Origin of the sequence: Bacillus sp. FSL H8-0534 (assembly GCF_038005885.1) — a bacterium.
In the GTDB taxonomy this organism is placed as follows: Bacteria; Bacillota; Bacilli; order Bacillales; family Bacillaceae_G; genus Bacillus_A; species Bacillus_A pseudomycoides.
Genome location: NZ_JBBOUC010000001.1, coordinates 1,437,169 through 1,455,923, shown reverse-complemented (window position 1 = coordinate 1,455,923; position 18,755 = coordinate 1,437,169). Strand labels below are relative to the sequence as shown.

Here is an 18,755-nt window from a genome sequence, read left to right as displayed (position 1 = left end):
GAGAAAGAAGGGGAATGAAATGAGTGAGTTAATAGAAAAGGTGGCGTTACAATTAATTCTTTCTGTTCCATCAAAAAAACAAAGGATCGTTAACAAAAAATTCAAGTTACTAAGAAAACAAAAGTGGTTTCAAGATAAATATGATACCACTGTGATGTTTCAACCAGAGGTAAGAGAGTTTATTATGAAATACGATATTGAAAAGATGTTAAAAAGTGATTTAGAAATTATGATATTTCAGAAAGAATTGAATGGAATATTGATAAAGTAATTTGTTATCCCGCTATTCGCGGGCAGTAAGACCCCCACCTCAAAATTCAGCGAAAGCAAAGAAGTTAGGTGGGGGATTAACTGCGCGCAAATGCCTGATTGGTGAAGGCTAATAATCAGTGGGGATGAAGAAGTCCCCTCCTGATTAAAGTTTCATTTTATTAAATCACGAACTCTCCCTTCTGAAAAAAGGTTTTTTAAGAGCATACGCTGTATATAGTTATTATTTACTTCTTTAAAAAATTGATAGCTAAGGAGGAATAATAATGAAAGCGATTACTGAAGGTGTGTTGTTATGGGAGCCATCACAGCAACAAATAGAAAGCTCAGGTGTCAGTCTTTTCATGAAATGGCTCAAACAAGAGAAGGGGCTATCTTTTGGAAATCAAACGGAACTATGGAAATGGTCTGTTGAAGAACTTGAAGCGTTCTGGGAAAGTATTTGGAATTATTGCGAAGTTATTTCTACTACACCGTATCATCAAGTTTTAGAATCAAGAAAGATGCCCGGGGCAAAATGGTTCCCGGGTGCTACTTTAAATTATGCGGAACATATTTTTCGAAATGCAAGAAAAAATAAACCGGCAGTAATTTTTCAATCAGAAACCACTCCGAGAACAGAATTAAGCTGGAAAGAACTTCAGGAAAAGACAGCGATGGTGGCCAATTCTCTAAAGGAATTAGGGGTTAAACCAGGAGACCGTGTTGTGGCTTATATGCCTAACGTTCCTGAAACTATAATTGCTTTTTTAGCATGTGCCAGCATTGGAGCGGTTTGGTCCAGCTGTTCTCCTGATTTCGGGACAAATACTGTTATTGATCGATTTAAACAAATTGAACCGACAATTTTATTTGCAGTCGATGGGTATTCCTATAATAGTAAAATTCAGAATAGAATAACAAATGTTTCGGAAATTCAATCGAGCCTACCTACCTTAAAGCAGACAGTTTTAATCCCTTATGTTGGCAGTAATGATTCTGAATTGAATAATCGTACAATGTATTGGAATGACCTATTGCGAGGAGATTGTGATCTTGTTTTCGAAAAGGTCCCATTTGATCATCCTCTTTGGATTTTATTTTCTTCTGGAACGACAGGGTTGCCAAAGCCAATTGTACAAAGTCAAGGTGGAATATTATTAGAACAGCTTAAGACATTATTAGTTGAGCAAGGTGTTAACCGAGATGATGTGTTTTTTTGGTTTACAACGACAGGGTGGATGATGTGGAATCTTTTAGTGGGTGGTCTTTTAGCTGGAGGTACAATTGTTTTATATGACGGCAGCCCATCTTATCCTAGTATACATAGATTATGGGATCTTGCCGAAGAAGTTGGTGTGACTTTCTTTGGTACAAGTGCCGGTTTCCTAAGTGCATGTATGAAATTTGGGATTAAGCCGAAAGAAAGAAACAGTTTTTCTAAGTTAAAGGCTATTTGTTCAACTGGTTCACCTCTACCTGTGGAAGGGTTTTTATGGGTATATGAAAATGTGAAAACAGATGTATGGCTTGTTTCGACCAGTGGAGGAACTGATGTATGTACTGCATTTGTTGGTGGCTCTCCTATATTGCCTGTTTATGCAGGTGAAATACAAACTCGTTCTTTAGGTGCAAACGTACAATCATTTGATGATGAAGGGAATTCGATTACTAATGAAGTTGGGGAGTTGGTTATAGCTTCTCCAATGCCATCTATGCCTATATATTTATGGGGAGATGACAATAATAAGCGTTATCTTGAAAGTTATTTTGAGATGTATCCAGGGATTTGGAGACATGGTGATTGGATTAAATTTGATGATAAAGGCAGCTGTGTCATTTTCGGGCGATCAGACTCTACGATCAATCGGCTAGGGGTACGTCTAGGGACGAGCGAAATCTATCGTGTAGTTGAGTCCCTGGATGCCATTATAGAGAGTTTAGTAGTGGATTTAGAGCTCCTTGGACGTAGATCATTTATGCCGCTATTTGTGGTATTAAAACCTGAAGTAAATATGAGTGATAACTTAAAAGAAACAATAAGAGCTGAAATAAAACAAAAAGTTTCGCCTCGGTTTGCCCCTGACGAAATTTACGTAGTAGAGCAAATTCCGAAAACATTGAGTGGAAAAAAACTAGAAGTCCCAATTCGCAAAATTCTATTAGGATTTCCGGCAGAAAAGGTAGTCAATCAAGGTTCCATGGCGAATCCTGAATCATTAAGCTTTTTTATGGATTTAGCACGAATTATAAATAAGCAAGAATAATAGAGTTCTTCCTTATTTATCCTGCTATTCGTGGGCAGTAAGATCTCCATCTCAAGATTCAAAGAAAAACGAGGAAGGTAGGTGGGGATCGGGCTGCCCGTAAAAAAACGATTGGTGAGGGCTAATAATCAGTGGTGGATGAAGAAAACCCCCACTGATTAAAGTTTCAAAGGAGTTGTATTGAGACATTCATTTATGGAATATAGAAGGAGGATAGATAGTGATTGCAATAGAGAGAATTCAGGGAAATGATATACCGCATCTTATAAATTTATCTGAATCAGTTGGATGGGATTATAGCTCAGAAGAAATTAAAACAATTGTTAATTCTGGAATTATATATGGTGGGAAAAATAAGCAAGGTGAAATAATCGCTAGTGCAGCTATCATCCTATATGGAGAGAAACTAGCATCTATTGGTATGGTTATTGTACATCCTCAGTATAAAGGAAAGGGGATTGGAGGGGAAATTACAGAGGCTTGTATAAGAAGTGTTTCAGAAAAGACATCGATTATGCTTATTGCTACAGAAGAAGGAAGACCTTTATATGAGAGATTAGGTTTTCAAGTGGTTAGTCATGTTTCAAAGTATATATGTAATCAGTATGTAACTCCTAAAGATTACGATAGAAATGAGCAACATATTTTTATGGATTATGATAAGGGAGATAGTAATTGGATTGTGAAGTTAGATGAAGCCGCTTTCGGGGTAAATAGAAGTAATTTTATACAGAGAAGAATTGAACAATCTGAGCAATGTATAGTTGTAAAAGACAAAGAAAAGTATATTGTGGGATATGGAATGAGCGTACAAACTCCAGAAAATAGAATTATAGGATCAATTGTCGCGCCGAATGATCATATCGCAACTACAATTGTTCATCATTTGGCAAAAGATTATAAAGGAAAGCTTAGAATTGATGTACCAGAAGGAAAAGAATTTTTTATGACAGTGCTCGAGACAGTTGGATTTCAAAAGGTAAATCAACCACCAATTATGTTGAAAAACAGCACTCGATTTTTGAAAAGAAATGGTGAATTATATGGAATTGCTGCACAGATATTTGGATGAAAAAGATTCCTTTTTTAAAAGGAATCTTTTTAATTTATAAATGTGATTTTTCTATTCTCGATATTGATTATGAATAGGGGAAAATAGATCTTCTTCGACATCTCTAACAACAGAAAAATGATCCACATTATAATGACCATGTAGTGTTTTATTATGATGTTCAATAATTTTTTTGGCTGATAAAATCGTAGAATCATTCGTGGAATGCCCATTTTTAATTAAAGTGACATCAAATCCCTGTACAGTTGCTGTTCTAACGGCAGTATCAATACAATGCTCTGTTTTGCAGCCGCCTATAACGAGATGAACAATTTCTTTCTCTTTTAAAATGGCGTGTAAAGAGGTGTTATAAAATGAATTGGTTGCTTGTTTGTCTATGATTTGTGCTGCATGCGGAATTCTGAGTTCCTCATGTACTTGAAATCCTTTCCCCATGCCAGAAGCAACATCAGTATCTCTGACGAAAATAATAAGAGCATTGGATTGAATTGCTTTTTGAATGGCTATATTTATGTTCGTTAATAATTGCTCTTTATGAAATACTGCAGATTCTTGCTCGTTTCCATCAATAAGTTCTTGTTGAGCATCAATAATTAATAGAGCTTGTTTCATTATATTTCTCCTTTTTATTTCGTGATTTGTAGGTAATAAGTTTGTCTCGATGTTTAGAATATAGATAGAGAGACAGGTACGGAATAAAGAAAATTCCCGTTGATTAAAGTTACACTTTATTTATTTCGTGATGCTGTACATGAATCCTTTTTATATAAGGGAATTATTTCATTTTCTTTATTGATCTTCACATCATGTAATACCTTACAATATAACCAAGGAGAGAAAGTGAAAATTAGTGAAGTATTTAGTGTTGTTTTTATCTTTTAGGAAATCAAGAAATCTAAGAGAGATTGTCAAAGAAAATTCATTCTCATAAAGCCTAAAAAAATGTATGATAGGAAGTGGAGAATTTTTTGGTAGGTGGGAACAGCATGCAAACGGTACAAGAATATCTTTCATTCTTACACACAAAAGGATTTAAATTATCAGAGGACGCACAAGGGTTTATTATGTTTGGTCAAGGGTATACTGGTGCGTCGGATGGGATTGTGAATGCAGCGATTGAGGCAACAATTAAACATCAACTACAATTTGATGGTAGTTATTTTATCGCTTTATTGGAGCGTTTGAAGGAAGAGGAAATTACTGATAAAAAAAGCGCAAAGGCTTTCATGTGGACGTTACAAGCGTAACATCACGCAGCCTGCGCTTCTTTTTTTGCTTTTGAAGGAAGTTCAACGAAGATCATGCCTAAGAAAATACAAAGGCAACCAAGTACTGTGGGAATAGAAAGTTGTTCGTTTGCGACAAGAACACCTGTTAATGCAGCAAAGACAGGTTCCATTGCGAAAATAATGGCAACTCTTGTTGGAGAGGTGTGTTTTTGCGCAGCTGTTTGAATAAAAAAAGCGATGGATGTTGCGAACACGGATGTTGCAAGTAGAGCAAATAAAAAAGCAGAATTCGTCCATAAAGAGATTGAAAATAACTTTTTCCAGTCCTCGAATAAAAAAGCGCAGATAGAAGAGAAAATTCCAACAGATAATACTTGAGATGTGCTTAATAATAAAGGGGATATTTTTTTAGAAAAGACTCCGTTAATGAGAATATGGGCTGCAAAAGCAATTGCACAGCCGAGAACAAGTATATCACCAATATTCAATTGAAAAGAATCACCAGCGGTTAGTAAATATAAGCCTGCTGTTGCAGCAGTAATGCCAAGTATGATAAAAGGTGTAACTCTTTGTTTTAAAAAGATAAATGAAAGAATCGGAACCATAACAATGCTGAGTCCAGTTAAAAATCCTGCTTTAGAAGAAGTGGTATAGAGTAATCCAAATGTTTGTAATAAATAACCGATAAATAAGAAGAATCCGATAATTAAACCAGCAATGCTACTATGTTGAACTTCTTGTTTTGAAGTTTTTTTCGAGAATATAAATTGGACAAATAATAAAATGATTCCAGCAAATAAAAAGCGAATACCATTAAAAGTAAATGGCCCAACAAATGACATTGCATTTTGAACGACAACAAATGTGGCTCCCCAAATAAAGCAGACAAATAATAAAGCGAGAGGAGCAATCCATCCTTTTTTTCACACTAAAACCCCCATTAATTTTGTAAAATGGCTTTTCTTGCTAATTCATCGGCAACTTTGTTTTGACTATTTGGAATCCACTTTATAAAGAAAAGATCAAAGCTTTTGATGTACGCTAGTGCTTCTTCTAAAAGTGGTGCATACGTTTTGTTTTTTGCATATTCTTTTTCTACAGCACGTTCAACAAGCTGTGAATCTGTGCGAAAAGATACAATGCTATAATTATGTTCCATGCAATATTTTAATGCGACCAGTAATGCATGATATTCAGCTTCATGGTTGGACATGATTCCAAGCGGCAGTGATAATTGCACAGGTGGCTGCACACCTTTAATAAAAACCCCAGCACCAGAAGGACCTGGATTTCCCTTTGATGCACCATCAATATATACTTCAATCAAAATTGAATACCTCCATTATTATATAGCGTTAGCTGATAGTAATCACCCCGCCTAAAAACTTCTAGGGGCGGGGGATAGAATATGAAAAATGCACTTTATCCAATTGTAATGCTGTAGCGACATGTAAACGTTTCATTTGCTTGTAAGGATTGTACGCCTTTTTTCTCTTTGAAATCTTTAGCTGGTTCTACTTCATCAGCAATTCCATACCACGGTTCGATACATAAGAAAGGAGCGTCATTTTCTAGTGTCCACACACCAACCAATGGGAAACCTTCAAATGCTACTTTTACAAACTTATTATGTTTATGAGAGCGAATGGAAATTTCATTTGTATTCATATTTTCAAAAATAAGGGCATCATTTTTGAATAAATCGTATGTAAGTGGTAATTCTGTCTTGTTTTCAACCATTAGTTGTTTTTCTTTTGAAAGAAATGGTCCTTTTAGAACGTTTGTTTCTAAATGTTCAGGGCCATTAAATGATAAATGGTAATCTGTAAATGATTCATCTTCTATTAAAGGACAATTGAAGCCTGGATGTGCTCCGATAGAAAAGAACATTTCTTTTGAAGTAGGGTTGATAACTTCATAAGTAACATGTATATTTTGCTCGTCTAGTTCATAAGAAACACGTAACTCAAATTCGTACGGATATTTTTGTAAAGTTTCTTGATTACTAGTGACTGCATAAGTAATTTTTGTTTCACTTTGCTCTTTTACTGAAAATGTAAGATCGCGAGCGAAGCCGTGCTGTGTTAATGAATAAGGTTTACCATCTACATAATATATATTGTCCACTAATCTACCGACAATTGGGAATAAAATTGGTGCACGGCGCCCCCAATAGTTAGGATTTCCTTGCCACATATATTCTGTGTTGTCTTCTTTTAAGCGAACGCTTTGTAACTCTGCACCTTTTTCAGAGATGGAAACGATCACTTTTTCGTTTTGAATTGTTGCTGTCATGAAGTGAAACCTCCTAAATCTTTCATATTCTTTATTATACGTGGTCTATAAGAAAAAGGGTAGTGGATGGTAGGAATCTATTGACGAATGGTTTGCTATTGCGTACAATATAAAATTGTTGTTTAAAAACGAATCACGTGGTTCGAAACCATCCCACGTAAAAAAACTAAGGAGATTTTGTCATGAATATAAAAACATTAGTTGGTAATGGTATTTTAGCAGCATTATATATTGCTGTTTCAGCACTTATTCAGCCGTTTGGCTTTACGAATGTACAATTTCGTATTTCGGAGATGTTTAATCATCTCGTTGTATTTAATAAGAAATCAATTTATGGAATTGTCTTAGGGGTATTTTTAACAAATCTCTTTTTCTCACCTATGATTGCGTATGATTTAGTATTTGGAGTGGGGCAATCCATTCTTGCACTTCTTGCTACTATTATTTCCATGCGCTTTATTAAGGGTGTTTGGGCGCGCATGATTTTTAATACAGTTATCTTTACAGTTACAATGTTTATGATAGCGATTGAACTTCATCTTGCATTCGATCTGCCATTTTTATTTACATGGCTTACATGTGCAGCTGGTGAATTTGTCGTGATGGCAATTGGTATGCCTGTTATGTATTGGATTAATAAACGAGTGCAATTTGAAAAGGTGATGTAATAAATAAAGAGGCTGAACCAAATCGAAAGGATTGGGTAGCCTCTTTATTTGTATATAAGTAAGTTCTCTCAGTATATCTAATAGCAGTAAAGAAACCGAGATTCAGAAAAAAATTGCATTTGTTGGATTAGGAACTTTAATGATTGTGATGTTAGAATTGATAGTTTTTTCATTACTATAACACGTGTCTGAATTTTCTTTTTTGTTTTCGAAGAGGATAAGGGCTAAATCTAAGTTAGTATTTCTATAAGTAATCGCTTTATCCCGATTTGTGAGGACTGATTAAAGTTTCATTTTATCCCGCATTAACGGACAGTAAGACCCCTACCTCAAGATCCAGAGAGAAATGAGGAAGATAGGTGGGGGATAACTGCTCGTAAAAGCCCGATTGGTTCAACTAACCATCAGTGGGGGATGAAGAAAAACCCCACTGATGGAAGTTTCACTTTATCTCAAAATTTTGAGGAGTTCAAAGGACTTTGATGGAGGATGAAGCCCTTCTAATCATACAGACGCTCCTCTTTCTTGTGAGTTAGGAGAGCAGTCTAAGTTAAGTTCAGATAATGGTAGTTACTTACAATATGATTTGATTCATTCGCATATAATACTGTGACTCTTGGTAAAATATAATAAAATAAAAATATGAAGTCTTATATAAGGGGAAAATAGTATGAAGTATAAAATGAATTGGTTGTATAAAACAAAACATGGTCTTCAAACAGAATTAATAACAGATTATATGAGTATGGAAGAAGCTCTCCAATTTGCAGTGGATTTTGAGAAAACGGGAAGAGTAAAAGAACTCGTATTTTACGATGAAATGGGCGCGGAATGGACGCTGAAAGAAATGAAAAAATTGAGTAAACAAGTGGAAGAAGATCCGCAAGAAATTCGCATTTACTTTGATGGAGGATATGACATCGAAACGAAAGAGGCGGGACTTGGAATATGCGTGTACTATAAAAAAGGGAAAAAAGTGTATCGTGTTCGTCGAAATGCTTACATAGAAGGTATATATGATAATAATGAGGCAGAGTATGCAGCGTTATTATATGGAATGGATGTATTAGAAGAATTAGGAATCAAATATGAATCAGTTACGCTTCATGGTGATTCTCAAGTCGTACTTCAGCAATTAGCTGGACAGTGGCCATGCTATGATGAACATTTGAATCACTATTTAGATCAAATTGAACAAAAAGCAAAGCAAATGAAATTGAAGCTTGTCTGTGAGCCAGTAACAAGAAAACAAAATAAAGAAGCACATCAATTGGCCGCGCAAGCATTGGAAGGGACACCGATCGATAGTCATAAGGAAGTAACAGAATAGAGAGGTGCACTGGTGAATAAGAAGCAGCTCATTATAGAGGTAAATGATTTATTAGAGACGTATTGTGAAGGATGTTTTTTACAAGAACACTATAGAAAAACACAAAGTAAGTACTATGCCCATTCTTTTTGTATTCGGCAATGCACAGTGGGAGCGAAGTTAAAAGAATATGGCAATCAATTATCATAAAAAACATCCAGAGGTAGCTCTGGATGTTTTTTTAATGCTTAGCTTCTTTCAATTGGTGTTCGCATAGGCTTAGTTTTTTTTCTTCATTCATTAAGAAAGGCTCGTCTAAATCTGTTGCAACAGATTTCATTGTTTCAAGCTGAGAGCGTGCAGATTCTACTGCAGTCGTCGCATGCTGCAGTGATTCAGGATCCATTGTAATTGTAGCAGAACCTACCATTTTTTGTGCTGTTTCTACACGGAATTTTACTTCTTCAAAATCATTTACATGTGAACCCATTGTCGATTCCTCCTTTGTATTCTGTCACATTTCACATAGTTTTTACTCTGCAAAAAGGAAATATACAAAGGAATAACAAAGGAGGTTACCAAATAAGGTAACCTCCTGTTATATGTTGGATTAAAGTTTTACTACGTTAGCAGCTTGTGGTCCACGGTTTCCTTCAACGATGTCGAAAGATACTTCTTGACCTTCTTCTAAAGCTTTGTAGCCTTCGCCTTGAATAGCTGTGAAATGTACGAATACATCGTCAGCACCTTCAATTTCGATAAATCCAAAACCTTTTTCGTTGTTAAACCATTTTACTTTTCCTTGCATGTTACAATTCCTCCTAAAAAACGATTACTTTTTCATTTAGTGAAGTTCATTTGAAATATTTGCGAATTCATAAAACTGAAAATGCTATATTATCGAATATTCTGCTAAATGATATTTTAAATATACATGAAATGGTAGATTTTAGTCAAGTAAGCGGTTTTATATTTTTGTATTTTCAAATAATTTTTACACAAGTTTCTAAAATGGTATAGGACAACTTATATTCTTAATATGCTTAAATGAATGCTGTACATAATGAGGTGAGAGAATGAGTAAGTCTTATTTGTTAGATAATCAAGAAATTAAAACTAGGAGTGATATACCAAGTTGGGTTTCAAAAGAATTTGAGAATTTTTCTAATGTTGTATTAGAGCCAACTTTTCCGTGCTATTTTGGCTTAACGGCCTTAAAGAAAAATGAACTTCGTTACTCGTTTTTATCTCAGGATGATTGGAGTCATTTACCCAAGACTCTGTTTTCTTTTTTACAGTTAATGAATGAGCGACCAGTTGTAAGAAGAGGTTTTTTTCTTTTTGTTGAGCCAGAGTGTGAAGAAAGATCGCTCGAATATTACCGCATGTACTTTTGGAGAGTGCTACAATATTTACATGAAAAGGATGAACAGCCATGGCCAGAGCAAATTCCAAAAAATCCAGATCATTACTTATGGGAATTTTCATTTGGTGGGGAGCCGATGTTTGCATTTGGGAATGCTCCTGCCTATAAACAGAGAAAAACGAGGCATTTAGGAAATTCGCTCATTATAGGATTTCAGCCACGGATCATATTTGATGGATTAGAAGGAGATCGACCGAAAGGGGCATATTCCAGACAAACGGTTAGAGAACGAGTGGAAAAGTGGGATCAGCTGCCGAAACATCCCAATATAAGTCACTATGGTGATCCGAATCATCAGGAATGGAAACAATATTTTATTGGAGATGACATCGAACCAATCGAAGGAAAATGTCCATTTCATCATAAAGTACTAAAATGAAAGCCATCATTAAGGATGGCTTTTTTGCATATTTTGGATGAAAAAGGGCATTTTATATATGTATATTTTTTATAAAAGTTAGTCTATTTTTAGTACTGTTTACATTAGCTAATAGTAAAATGATATAGAAAGGATAGAGCGATGTTTGGAGCAATTATACAGCAATTTATACTAGGAATTTCACTAGCGGCACCAGTAGGGCCAATTAATATTGAAATGTTAAAAAGAGGGATCGAACGTGGGTTTTGGCATGCTTGGTTTGTTGGGATAGGAGGCATGAGTGCAGATATTTTATTTATGCTGCTTATTTACTTTGGATTATCTTCTGTATTTATGTATACATATGTACAAGCATTTATGTATTGTATAGGTTTTTTCTTATTGTTTTATTTAGGATTTCAAAGTGTAAAACAAGGAATTTCACATTCAAATATGGAATATAAACAAGAAGAGGTAGGTGGACTTCGTCAATCCTTTATGGCAGGATTTTTAATTGCGGTATCTAATCCGTTAAATCTTGTCTTTTGGTTTGGTGTATATGGGAGTACGCTTAATTCACTGCTCACGAAAGTAACAAAACAAGAGGCCTTTTTATATAGTCTTTGCATAATTGGTGGCATTATTTTATGGAATTTAAATATTGCCTTTTCTGTTCATTTTGGACGCACAGTGCTTAAACCAAAGGTACTCGGTTATATTACAGCGGGAGCTGGATTTATCTTAGTCGGGTATTCGATTCATTTTGCGTATAAAGCTTTACAGTTGTTCATATAAGATTGAAGGGGAGATTTTTATGTATCGAACCACAGTTAATGGAAAAGAAATTATCATTACATTAGCACCAAAAATTCGAAAAGAAATAACGGATAGGGACCCTTTATATGAGGCCGTTCTTCAAACTGTTGAAAGACTACTTCAAACAAAGCAGCCAACATTTGCTGTAAATCATGCAATACTGGGACTGATTATTGGAGAGGTACAGGGAGGTGAAGTAACTGTCTTTGCAGTTGAACACATTATACCGAAACAAAATATATTTGGTTCGCAAAATTTTTTCTCTACAATAGAACAGCGAGCAAATTTGTGAGTAAAAGAGAATAAGATAGATAGAATGAAAACAGTCGTAACGATATGTTATGGCTGTTTTTTCTAAGAAAGGGGATAGGATGAATGAAAAGGGTGATGAAGGAGTTCTTTTTCCAACATGATATTGTGATTATGTTTGGAGTATTTATATTGTTTATCATTATTTTGAAAATGCAATTATTTACAGGGGTGGCGATTTTATCATGTCTTGCGGGAATCGTTTTTTATACAATCAATGAGTATATAACATATCGGTTTTTATTTCATATGAAACCTCCTAAAAATGTTAAAGAGATTACATTATGATCACCATGTGTACCCGGATGATTTAAAGCTATTATTTTTACCAGTATGCTATAGCATGACAGGATTTGCAATTTATTTGTTCATTCTGTATGGACTTACAAGTAATATAACGATTACATTTTCATTTGGAATTGGGATGATTATCATGTTGCTCGTCTATGAATGGAAACATTACATAGCGCATAGACCAATCCGTCCTTTGACTGGTTTTGGTAGATGGCTAAAAAAACAACATATTTTGCATCATTATAAAAATGAAAATTATTGGTTTGGTGTGTCGAATCCAGTTTGTGATTTCTTATTTGGAACTTATAAAAACGGAAAAGATGTTGAATTAAGTAGGACGGCACGTAACTTAGAAAAAGAGAAGGACAAGAAAGTGGTGCGATGAGCACTTCTTTTTATTTTAAAAAAATATATTAAAAAATTAGGAAAATATGACGAAAAATGTCTATCGAAAAATCTTTGCAGAGGAGAAGAGATTGTCTAAAATAAATGTAAGTTTCTGAATATTTATAAAATTTAGCTTTTGGTTTATGAGGGGGAATTTTATTTAAGGATTGAAGGAAAGGGGAGAGGACAAATGAAACGAGAGAGTTCAGCACGTAAGTTGCAAAGTGAGGTAAATTATACAGAAGTCGTCCAGTCAGCGGAATTTCAAGCATTGCTAGAAAAGAAGCGAAAGTTTATTGTTCCGATGAGCATTTTCTTTTTAAGCTTTTTTATTGCTCTGCCGCTTTTGACTTCTTATTCAAAAGTGTTGAATACACCAGCGTTTGGAGATGTTACATGGGCGTGGATCTTTGCTTTTACACAATTTGTTATGACGTGGTCGTTATGTATGATGTATAACAAAAAAGCGGAATCGTTCGACAAAACTTCGCAAAAAATTCTTCAAGATATACAAAAAGGGAGGGGATAAATTTGAACGTAACGGCGTTTGCACTTTTTTTAATTATCGTTCTTGGTACGCTCGTCATTACATATTTTGCATCGAAAAAGACGAAAAATGCGAGCGAGTTTTATACGGCAGGAGGAGGCTTAACTGGGTGGCAAAATGGTTTGGCCATTGCGGGAGATTATATGTCAGCTGCTTCTTTTTTAGGGATTGCAGGCGCAATCGCATTAACTGGATTTGATGGTTTCTTTTATAGCATAGGCTTTCTTGTTGCCTATTTAGTTGTATTATATCTGGTTGCTGAACCGCTTAGAAACTTAGGGAAATATACATTAGCTGATATGATTGCAGCACGTTTTGATGCGAGAAAAGTGCGCGGAGTTGCAGCTTTAAATACGATGACGATTTCAATTTTCTATATGATTGCACAGCTTGTGGGAGCAGGAGCACTTATTAAATTATTATTAGGGATTGAATATACGACATCCGTCTTAATTGTTGGAACGTTAATGACGGTGTATGTGATTTTTGGAGGTATGACAGCGACGAGTTGGGTGCAAATTGTAAAAGCTGTCTTGCTAATGGCAGGGACATTTATTATTTCAGTAATTGTATTTGCTAAATTTAATTTTAGCGTGACAGAAATGTTTGCGCAGATGAAAACGGCAACACCTCTAAAAGAGGCATTTTTAAATCCAGGTGTGAAATATAAAAATGGATTAGATACGATTTCTTTAAATTTAGGTCTTGTTTTAGGAACAGCTGGTTTACCTCATATTCTTGTTCGCTTTTTCACTGTTCGTGACGCGAAAACAGCACGTCAGTCTGTTGTATATGCAACGTGGTTAATTGGTGCATTTTATATTATGACCATTTTCCTAGGTTTTGGTGCAGCTGCATTTGTAGGGAATGCTGCAATTATTCAGGCAAATCCAGCTGGTAATATGGCAGCACCTTTATTAGCAAAAGCACTTGGGGGAGATTTCTTATTTGCATTCGTTTCTGCAATTGCATTCGCGACGATTTTAGCCGTTGTAGCTGGTTTAGTTTTAACAGCCGCTTCAGCTTTCGCACATGATTTCTATAATGAAATTATTCGCCGAGGAAAATCAACAGAAAAAGAGCAGGTGTCCATGGCACGCTATGCATCAATTGGTGTAGCTGTATTATCTATTATTTTAGCGTTATTTGCTCAAACGTTAAATGTTGCGTTTCTAGTGTCGTTAGCATTTGCGGTTGCTGCAAGTGCTAACTTACCAGTGATTTTGTTTACAATTTATTGGAAACGTTTTAATACAACAGGAGCAATTTGTGGAATGGTTGTTGGGTTAGTATCAGCTATCGTATTAGTGGCACTAAGCCCGAATGTTTGGAATCCTGAAGCTGGGAAAGCAATCTTTGTTGGAAAAGCATTATTCCCTTATACAACACCTGGAATTATTTCTATTCCACTTGGATTTTTAGCAGCGTATTTAGGGACAATCTTTTCAAGTAAGAAAGAAGATGCAGCGAAGTTCGATGAAATCCTTGTTAAATCTAACACAGGTCATGGAGTTAGTGACGTGTCTGCGCATTAAGAAGAAAGAGAGCTTTCCAGTTGCTTGGAGAGCTCTTTTGTTTTGTAATGTTGCTTGAAAATATTACTCGGCAGTCGGTAGGATTTATTTTGTTCATGTGGAATGAAAATAAATAGGGAAAAGTTTTATCTCATCATGGCGCCAGTACAGCTTGGGAAAATATAAGTTGTTTTGGAAGGTGGAATGTATGATGAAAACGAAACAATCAGATGCATTATTAGCAAAGGATGAAAAGTATGTGTGGCATGGAATGCGTCCTTTTAGTCCAAATAGTACAATGGTTGGGGCAAAAGCAGAAGGATGCTGGGTAGAAGATATAGAGGGGAAACGGTACTTAGATGGGATGAGTGGGCTTTGGTGTGTGAATAGTGGATATGGAAGAAAAGAGCTTGCTGAAGCAGCGTATGAGCAATTGCAAAAATTATCATATTTTCCAATGTCACAATCTCATGAACCTGCAATTCAGCTTGCTGAAAAGTTAAATGAATGGCTTGGAGGAGAGTATGTTATTTTCTTCTCTAACAGTGGATCGGAAGCGAATGAAACAGCATTTAAAGTTGCTCGTCAATATTATGCTCATAAGGGAGAGTCACACCGTTATAAATTTATGTCACGTTATCGTGGTTATCATGGAAATACAATGGCGACGATGGCAGCGACAGGACAGGCACAGCGGAGGTATCAGTATGAGCCATTTGCTTCTGGCTTTTTACATGTTACGCCACCAGATTGTTACCGAATGCCAGAGATTTCGTCACAAAATATTTATGATGTAGAGTGTGTGAAAGAAATTGATCGTGTTATGACGTGGGAACTAAGTGAAACGATAGCTGGATTGATTATGGAACCAATTATTACAGGCGGAGGAATTTTGATGCCCCCGCAAGATTATATGAAAGCTGTTCATGAGACGTGTCAAAAACATGGTGCATTGCTAATTAGTGACGAAGTAATTTGTGGTTTCGGTCGTACAGGAAAAGCGTTTGGTTTTATGAATTATGATGTAAAGCCTGACATTATTACAATGGCAAAAGGGATTACAAGTGCATACTTACCGTTATCAGCAACAGCAGTGAAGAAAGAGATTTATGAAGCATTTAAAGGAAAGGGAGAATATGAATTTTTCCGTCATATTAACACGTTTGGTGGCAATCCAGCAGCTTGTGCGTTAGCACTTAAAAACTTAGAGATTATGGAAAACGAAAATTTAATTGAGCGTTCTGCACAAATGGGATCGCTTTTATTAGAGCAATTAAAAGAAGAAATAGGAGATGATCATCCACTTGTTGGAGATATTAGAGGGAAAGGGTTGCTAGTTGGCATTGAGCTGGTAAATGACAAAGGAACAAAAGAACCAATTGATAATGATAAAATTGTCAGTGTAGTGAATGCTTGTAAAGAAAAAGGATTAATCATTGGGCGTAACGGAATGACAACAGCAGGCTATAATAATGTTTTAACGTTAGCACCGCCTCTTATTATTTCAAGTGAAGAAATTGCTTTTGTTGTCGGGACATTGAAGACAGCGATGGAACGTATTTAAAAAAACCGATTCATCCCCCACCTTCACTTCGTTTAGAGGAGGGGGTCTTCTCGGTTAAAATGATAAAAAATGAGATGATTGTCTTTTGAAGAGAATCATCTCGTTTTTTATATTATGAAACTAGTACTCTATATAGCTATTATGCACTTTGTTTTAATTGCTTATCTTTTACACCGAAAGAATATTTTAACATTGGTGGTGTAATCATGGTTGTTAAAATAACGACAATTACAATTGCTGTAAAGTAATCTTGTGCTAGTAGTCCAGAAGTAAGCCCCTGTCCTGCAATGATAAGAGCAACTTCACCGCGTGAAACCATTCCGGACCCAATGATTGTAGATGATTGTAAATCAAATCCTGTCATGCGCGCTCCGAAGCCACAACCAATCAGTTTTGTTAATACAGCAATTACAGTTAAAGCCAAGATAAACCATACTTTATCTCCAATGCCTGCAAACGTAATATTCATACCAATGCTTACAAAGAAGATAGGAACGAACATTGCATAAGCGATTGGTTCTACTTTCTTTTCTACTTCATGTTTGTAATCTGTTTGAGAGATAGCAATACCTGCTGCAAATGCTCCGATAATGCCTGCGATTCCTAATAGTTCACCGAAATATGCAAAAGCGAAACAAATGATAAGAGCCGCACTAATTATAGACTCTGATACGCGTAATGGTGATAACCAACGCATAATCATTGGAACACCTTTCCAACCGATTAGGATGATAGAAAGGAAGAAAACAACCTTTTTCAAAATAATCATTGTTAAGCTTACATCACCTGAGCCTAAGAAACTCATGGCAAATGCTAGTAAAATAACAACAAGAATATCATCAAATACAGCTGCTCCCAACATTGTTGTGCTTTCGCGAGTCTTCATTTTTCCTAAGTCACGAAGTGTTTGTACAGAGATACTAACACTTGTTGCACATAGAAGTAATCCTAAAAAGACAGCATTTGCTTGTTCCATACCCATAATTAGTCCTGAAACATAACCACCTACAAATGGAAGAATAATACCGCCAACAGCAACAGCTAAAGATGAATTGCGATTTTCATTTAGTTCTTTTAAATCTGTTTCTAGACCTGCCATAAACATAAGGAGAATAACTCCTACTTGACTTAACTGTGTGAGTAAATCTGAATTGTTAACTAAACCTAATACCGCCGGACCAATTACAATACCAACAATTAATTTCCCGAGTACAGAAGGTTGCCCTAATCTCACACTAATGTCACCAGCAATTTTGGTGCTTAGTAAAATTAACGCAATTTGAAAGAAAAATTCCATCTCATCTCTCCTTTTCATTTTTTGTTTTTATTAAACGATTTCTCGGAGTTTGCCTAATGTACTAATATGTAAAACACATTAAACAAGAGGTCTTTATACGAGTTCTTTTGAACTTGTAATTTGAACCTGTAATAAATATATAATAAATTTCAAGAAAAATCAATGTTAAATCGGAAGATTTTCATGGGGATGATTCATTTTGAATAAGGAATGAATGTCTATATAATGAAGGGGAAGAAAAACAAATTTGTTTTTAACGAATCAATTTATTTGAAAGAAACGGAGTAGAAAATATGTTATTCAATCAACGCTTTACTATTGGAGAAATGGCAAAAATGCATAATATTGCGGAGTCAACATTACGTTATTACGATGAAAAAGGTATTTTTCATCCATCCATTGTTGATCCACAAACAAAGTATCGATATTATACAATCGACCAATTTGCACTTTTAGATACAATTAAATTTTTACGGCAGTTAAATATTTCTTTAAAAGAAATAAAGGAATATATTGATGAAAGAAACCCATCTTATGCCTTAAATTTACTTAAAAAACAACAAGAGATGATGTTAAAAAAGCAAAGAGAAATTGAATATGCATTGGCTAAAATGAAGCATAAAATCAATTTGATGAAAGAAGCTACAAAGTCAAAAGCTAATAATGTGACACTTAAAAAATTACCAAAGAGAAAAATTACAGCGTTAGCTATTGCACCAAATATAACGGATGATATGTTTGAATATTATATCCATTCACTCCAAAAAAATATGAAGCAAATAGATGATAGTTTATTTTCAGGAGACCTAGGTGTGACAGTGTCAAAAGAAGGGTTGCTTCAAAATGAATTTCAAGCATATAACAGTGTTTTTATTCTTCTTGATTATATGCCGTTTCAAATTATTACTTCAGATGAAATTAAAGACGGGATGTTCGCTTGCTCTTATCACCATGGGCCATATGAAAAAACGGATGGAACTTATAAGAAGCTGTTAATGGATATCAAGGAGAAAGGATATGAAGTGTCTGGAGATGCAATTGAGCTCGCTTTAATTGACTGTTCTGTAACGGAGAATCCAGAAGAGCAAGTTACAGAAATACAAATCCCGGTAATAAAAAAGAAGTAAGAGGTTGTATAATAAAAATGTATTTTT

21 protein-coding genes, 1 pseudogene and 1 riboswitch are annotated in these 18,755 nt (G+C 35.2%); of the genes and pseudogenes, 15 read left to right on the top strand and 7 right to left on the bottom strand.

The window, feature by feature from the left end; all coding sequences use genetic code 11:
• Positions 1 to 19: 19 nt before the first annotated feature.
• The 3 genes from MHH71_RS07615 to MHH71_RS07605 all read left to right on the top strand — a co-directional run bounded on the left by MHH71_RS07615 (position 20) and on the right by MHH71_RS07605 (position 3,588).
• Positions 20 to 271 carry a hypothetical protein gene (locus MHH71_RS07615; protein ID WP_006094339.1) on the top strand — a complete coding sequence of 84 codons (252 nt, stop codon included), beginning with the start codon at positions 20 to 22 and terminating at the stop codon, positions 269 to 271.
• A 265-nt stretch (positions 272 to 536) separates the two neighbouring features.
• Positions 537 to 2,516 (top strand): acetoacetate--CoA ligase, encoded by a 1,980-nt coding sequence (locus MHH71_RS07610; protein ID WP_006094340.1) that lies wholly within the window; start codon positions 537 to 539, stop codon positions 2,514 to 2,516.
• A 217-nt stretch (positions 2,517 to 2,733) separates the two neighbouring features.
• On the top strand, positions 2,734 to 3,588 hold the full coding sequence (locus MHH71_RS07605) for a GNAT family N-acetyltransferase (RefSeq protein WP_033798775.1): 855 nt from the start codon (positions 2,734 to 2,736) through the stop codon (positions 3,586 to 3,588).
• 51 nt (positions 3,589 to 3,639) lie between these two features.
• Here the strand turns inward: MHH71_RS07605 and MHH71_RS07600 are convergent, their stop codons facing one another.
• A complete protein-coding gene (locus tag MHH71_RS07600; RefSeq protein ID WP_006094342.1) occupies positions 3,640 to 4,200 on the bottom strand; it encodes an isochorismatase family protein in 561 nt (186 codons plus the stop codon).
• Positions 4,201 to 4,574: 374 nt separating this feature from the next.
• Here MHH71_RS07600 and MHH71_RS07595 point away from each other — a divergent pair, with 374 nt between their 5' ends.
• Positions 4,575 to 4,835: a DUF6123 family protein gene (locus tag MHH71_RS07595; protein ID WP_003196477.1), complete on the top strand. Its 261-nt coding sequence runs from the start codon at positions 4,575 to 4,577 to the stop codon at positions 4,833 to 4,835.
• 2 nt (positions 4,836 to 4,837) lie between these two features.
• On the opposite strand, the gene MHH71_RS07590 is transcribed toward MHH71_RS07595, so the two are convergent.
• From MHH71_RS07590 to MHH71_RS07580, 3 genes are all read right to left on the bottom strand, one after another.
• The gene (locus MHH71_RS07590) at positions 4,838 to 5,728 is read right to left on the bottom strand and encodes a DMT family transporter (protein ID WP_033798776.1); all 891 of its coding nucleotides are present in this window, start codon (positions 5,726 to 5,728) and stop codon (positions 4,838 to 4,840) included.
• 29 nt (positions 5,729 to 5,757) lie between these two features.
• Entirely contained in the window at positions 5,758 to 6,144 is a 387-nt protein-coding gene (locus tag MHH71_RS07585; RefSeq protein WP_003196481.1) for a reverse transcriptase-like protein, read from the bottom strand.
• Positions 6,145 to 6,239: 95 nt separating this feature from the next.
• A complete protein-coding gene (locus tag MHH71_RS07580; protein WP_006094344.1) occupies positions 6,240 to 7,112 on the bottom strand; it encodes an aldose 1-epimerase family protein in 873 nt (290 codons plus the stop codon).
• Positions 7,113 to 7,243: 131 nt separating this feature from the next.
• A riboswitch (PreQ1 riboswitch) is annotated at positions 7,244 to 7,288 on the top strand.
• A gap of 6 nt (positions 7,289 to 7,294) precedes the next feature.
• On the opposite strand from MHH71_RS07580, the gene MHH71_RS07575 reads away from it, so the two are divergent.
• From MHH71_RS07575 to MHH71_RS07565, 3 genes are all read left to right on the top strand, one after another.
• Positions 7,295 to 7,780 carry a QueT transporter family protein gene (locus MHH71_RS07575; protein WP_003196485.1) on the top strand — a complete coding sequence of 162 codons (486 nt, stop codon included), beginning with the start codon at positions 7,295 to 7,297 and terminating at the stop codon, positions 7,778 to 7,780.
• Positions 7,781 to 8,450: 670 nt separating this feature from the next.
• Positions 8,451 to 9,110, top strand: a complete 660-nt coding sequence (locus MHH71_RS07570) for a ribonuclease H family protein (RefSeq protein WP_006094345.1) — start codon at positions 8,451 to 8,453, stop codon at positions 9,108 to 9,110.
• A 12-nt stretch (positions 9,111 to 9,122) separates the two neighbouring features.
• Positions 9,123 to 9,299, top strand: a complete 177-nt coding sequence (locus tag MHH71_RS07565) for a zinc-finger domain-containing protein (RefSeq protein ID WP_003196489.1) — start codon at positions 9,123 to 9,125, stop codon at positions 9,297 to 9,299.
• Between the two features lie 31 nt (positions 9,300 to 9,330).
• On the opposite strand, the gene MHH71_RS07560 is transcribed toward MHH71_RS07565, so the two are convergent.
• Positions 9,331 to 9,579, bottom strand: coding sequence for a DUF2564 family protein (locus MHH71_RS07560; RefSeq protein WP_003206638.1), 249 nt, complete (start codon positions 9,577 to 9,579; stop codon positions 9,331 to 9,333).
• A gap of 120 nt (positions 9,580 to 9,699) precedes the next feature.
• Positions 9,700 to 9,897, bottom strand: coding sequence for a cold shock-like protein CspB (gene cspB / locus MHH71_RS07555; RefSeq protein ID WP_003196492.1), 198 nt, complete (start codon positions 9,895 to 9,897; stop codon positions 9,700 to 9,702).
• A gap of 268 nt (positions 9,898 to 10,165) precedes the next feature.
• Here cspB and MHH71_RS07550 point away from each other — a divergent pair, with 268 nt between their 5' ends.
• The 7 genes and pseudogenes from MHH71_RS07550 (at position 10,166) to MHH71_RS07520 (ending at position 16,304) form a co-directional block, all read left to right on the top strand.
• Positions 10,166 to 10,894, top strand: coding sequence for a YqcI/YcgG family protein (locus tag MHH71_RS07550; protein WP_003196494.1), 729 nt, complete (start codon positions 10,166 to 10,168; stop codon positions 10,892 to 10,894).
• Positions 10,895 to 11,035: 141 nt separating this feature from the next.
• Positions 11,036 to 11,668: a LysE family transporter gene (locus tag MHH71_RS07545; RefSeq protein WP_006094346.1), complete on the top strand. Its 633-nt coding sequence runs from the start codon at positions 11,036 to 11,038 to the stop codon at positions 11,666 to 11,668.
• A gap of 19 nt (positions 11,669 to 11,687) precedes the next feature.
• Complete coding sequence (locus MHH71_RS07540) at positions 11,688 to 11,981, top strand: hypothetical protein (protein ID WP_006094347.1); 294 nt, start codon at positions 11,688 to 11,690, stop codon at positions 11,979 to 11,981.
• 83 nt (positions 11,982 to 12,064) lie between these two features.
• Positions 12,065 to 12,677, top strand: a pseudogene (locus tag MHH71_RS07535) (sterol desaturase family protein).
• Between the two features lie 192 nt (positions 12,678 to 12,869).
• Positions 12,870 to 13,208: a DUF485 domain-containing protein gene (locus MHH71_RS07530; protein ID WP_018764329.1), complete on the top strand. Its 339-nt coding sequence runs from the start codon at positions 12,870 to 12,872 to the stop codon at positions 13,206 to 13,208.
• 2 nt (positions 13,209 to 13,210) lie between these two features.
• A complete protein-coding gene (locus tag MHH71_RS07525) occupies positions 13,211 to 14,761 on the top strand; it encodes a solute symporter family protein (protein WP_003196504.1) in 1,551 nt (516 codons plus the stop codon).
• A gap of 190 nt (positions 14,762 to 14,951) precedes the next feature.
• Positions 14,952 to 16,304, top strand: coding sequence for an aspartate aminotransferase family protein (locus MHH71_RS07520; protein WP_033798777.1), 1,353 nt, complete (start codon positions 14,952 to 14,954; stop codon positions 16,302 to 16,304).
• A 139-nt stretch (positions 16,305 to 16,443) separates the two neighbouring features.
• On the opposite strand, the gene MHH71_RS07515 is transcribed toward MHH71_RS07520, so the two are convergent.
• Positions 16,444 to 17,601 carry a cation:proton antiporter gene (locus MHH71_RS07515; protein WP_018764331.1) on the bottom strand — a complete coding sequence of 386 codons (1,158 nt, stop codon included), beginning with the start codon at positions 17,599 to 17,601 and terminating at the stop codon, positions 16,444 to 16,446.
• 293 nt (positions 17,602 to 17,894) lie between these two features.
• Here MHH71_RS07515 and MHH71_RS07510 point away from each other — a divergent pair, with 293 nt between their 5' ends.
• On the top strand, positions 17,895 to 18,728 hold the full coding sequence (locus MHH71_RS07510) for a MerR family transcriptional regulator (RefSeq protein ID WP_006094353.1): 834 nt from the start codon (positions 17,895 to 17,897) through the stop codon (positions 18,726 to 18,728).
• Positions 18,729 to 18,755 lie beyond the last annotated feature (27 nt).

Coding starts and splice junctions, on each gene's coding strand:
- MHH71_RS07615 (WP_006094339.1), top strand. CDS start 20: ATGAGTGAGTTAATAGAAAAGGTGGCGTTACAATTAATTCTTTCTGTT.
- MHH71_RS07610 (WP_006094340.1), top strand. CDS start 537: ATGAAAGCGATTACTGAAGGTGTGTTGTTATGGGAGCCATCACAGCAA.
- MHH71_RS07600 (WP_006094342.1), bottom strand. CDS start 4,200: ATGAAACAAGCTCTATTAATTATTGATGCTCAACAAGAACTTATTGAT.
- MHH71_RS07595 (WP_003196477.1), top strand. CDS start 4,575: ATGCAAACGGTACAAGAATATCTTTCATTCTTACACACAAAAGGATTT.
- MHH71_RS07580 (WP_006094344.1), bottom strand. CDS start 7,112: ATGACAGCAACAATTCAAAACGAAAAAGTGATCGTTTCCATCTCTGAA.
- MHH71_RS07575 (WP_003196485.1), top strand. CDS start 7,295: ATGAATATAAAAACATTAGTTGGTAATGGTATTTTAGCAGCATTATAT.
- MHH71_RS07570 (WP_006094345.1), top strand. CDS start 8,451: ATGAAGTATAAAATGAATTGGTTGTATAAAACAAAACATGGTCTTCAA.
- MHH71_RS07560 (WP_003206638.1), bottom strand. CDS start 9,579: ATGGGTTCACATGTAAATGATTTTGAAGAAGTAAAATTCCGTGTAGAA.
- cspB (WP_003196492.1), bottom strand. CDS start 9,897: ATGCAAGGAAAAGTAAAATGGTTTAACAACGAAAAAGGTTTTGGATTT.
- MHH71_RS07550 (WP_003196494.1), top strand. CDS start 10,166: ATGAGTAAGTCTTATTTGTTAGATAATCAAGAAATTAAAACTAGGAGT.
- MHH71_RS07545 (WP_006094346.1), top strand. CDS start 11,036: ATGTTTGGAGCAATTATACAGCAATTTATACTAGGAATTTCACTAGCG.
- MHH71_RS07540 (WP_006094347.1), top strand. CDS start 11,688: ATGTATCGAACCACAGTTAATGGAAAAGAAATTATCATTACATTAGCA.
- MHH71_RS07530 (WP_018764329.1), top strand. CDS start 12,870: ATGAAACGAGAGAGTTCAGCACGTAAGTTGCAAAGTGAGGTAAATTAT.
- MHH71_RS07520 (WP_033798777.1), top strand. CDS start 14,952: ATGAAAACGAAACAATCAGATGCATTATTAGCAAAGGATGAAAAGTAT.
- MHH71_RS07515 (WP_018764331.1), bottom strand. CDS start 17,601: ATGGAATTTTTCTTTCAAATTGCGTTAATTTTACTAAGCACCAAAATT.
- MHH71_RS07510 (WP_006094353.1), top strand. CDS start 17,895: ATGTTATTCAATCAACGCTTTACTATTGGAGAAATGGCAAAAATGCAT.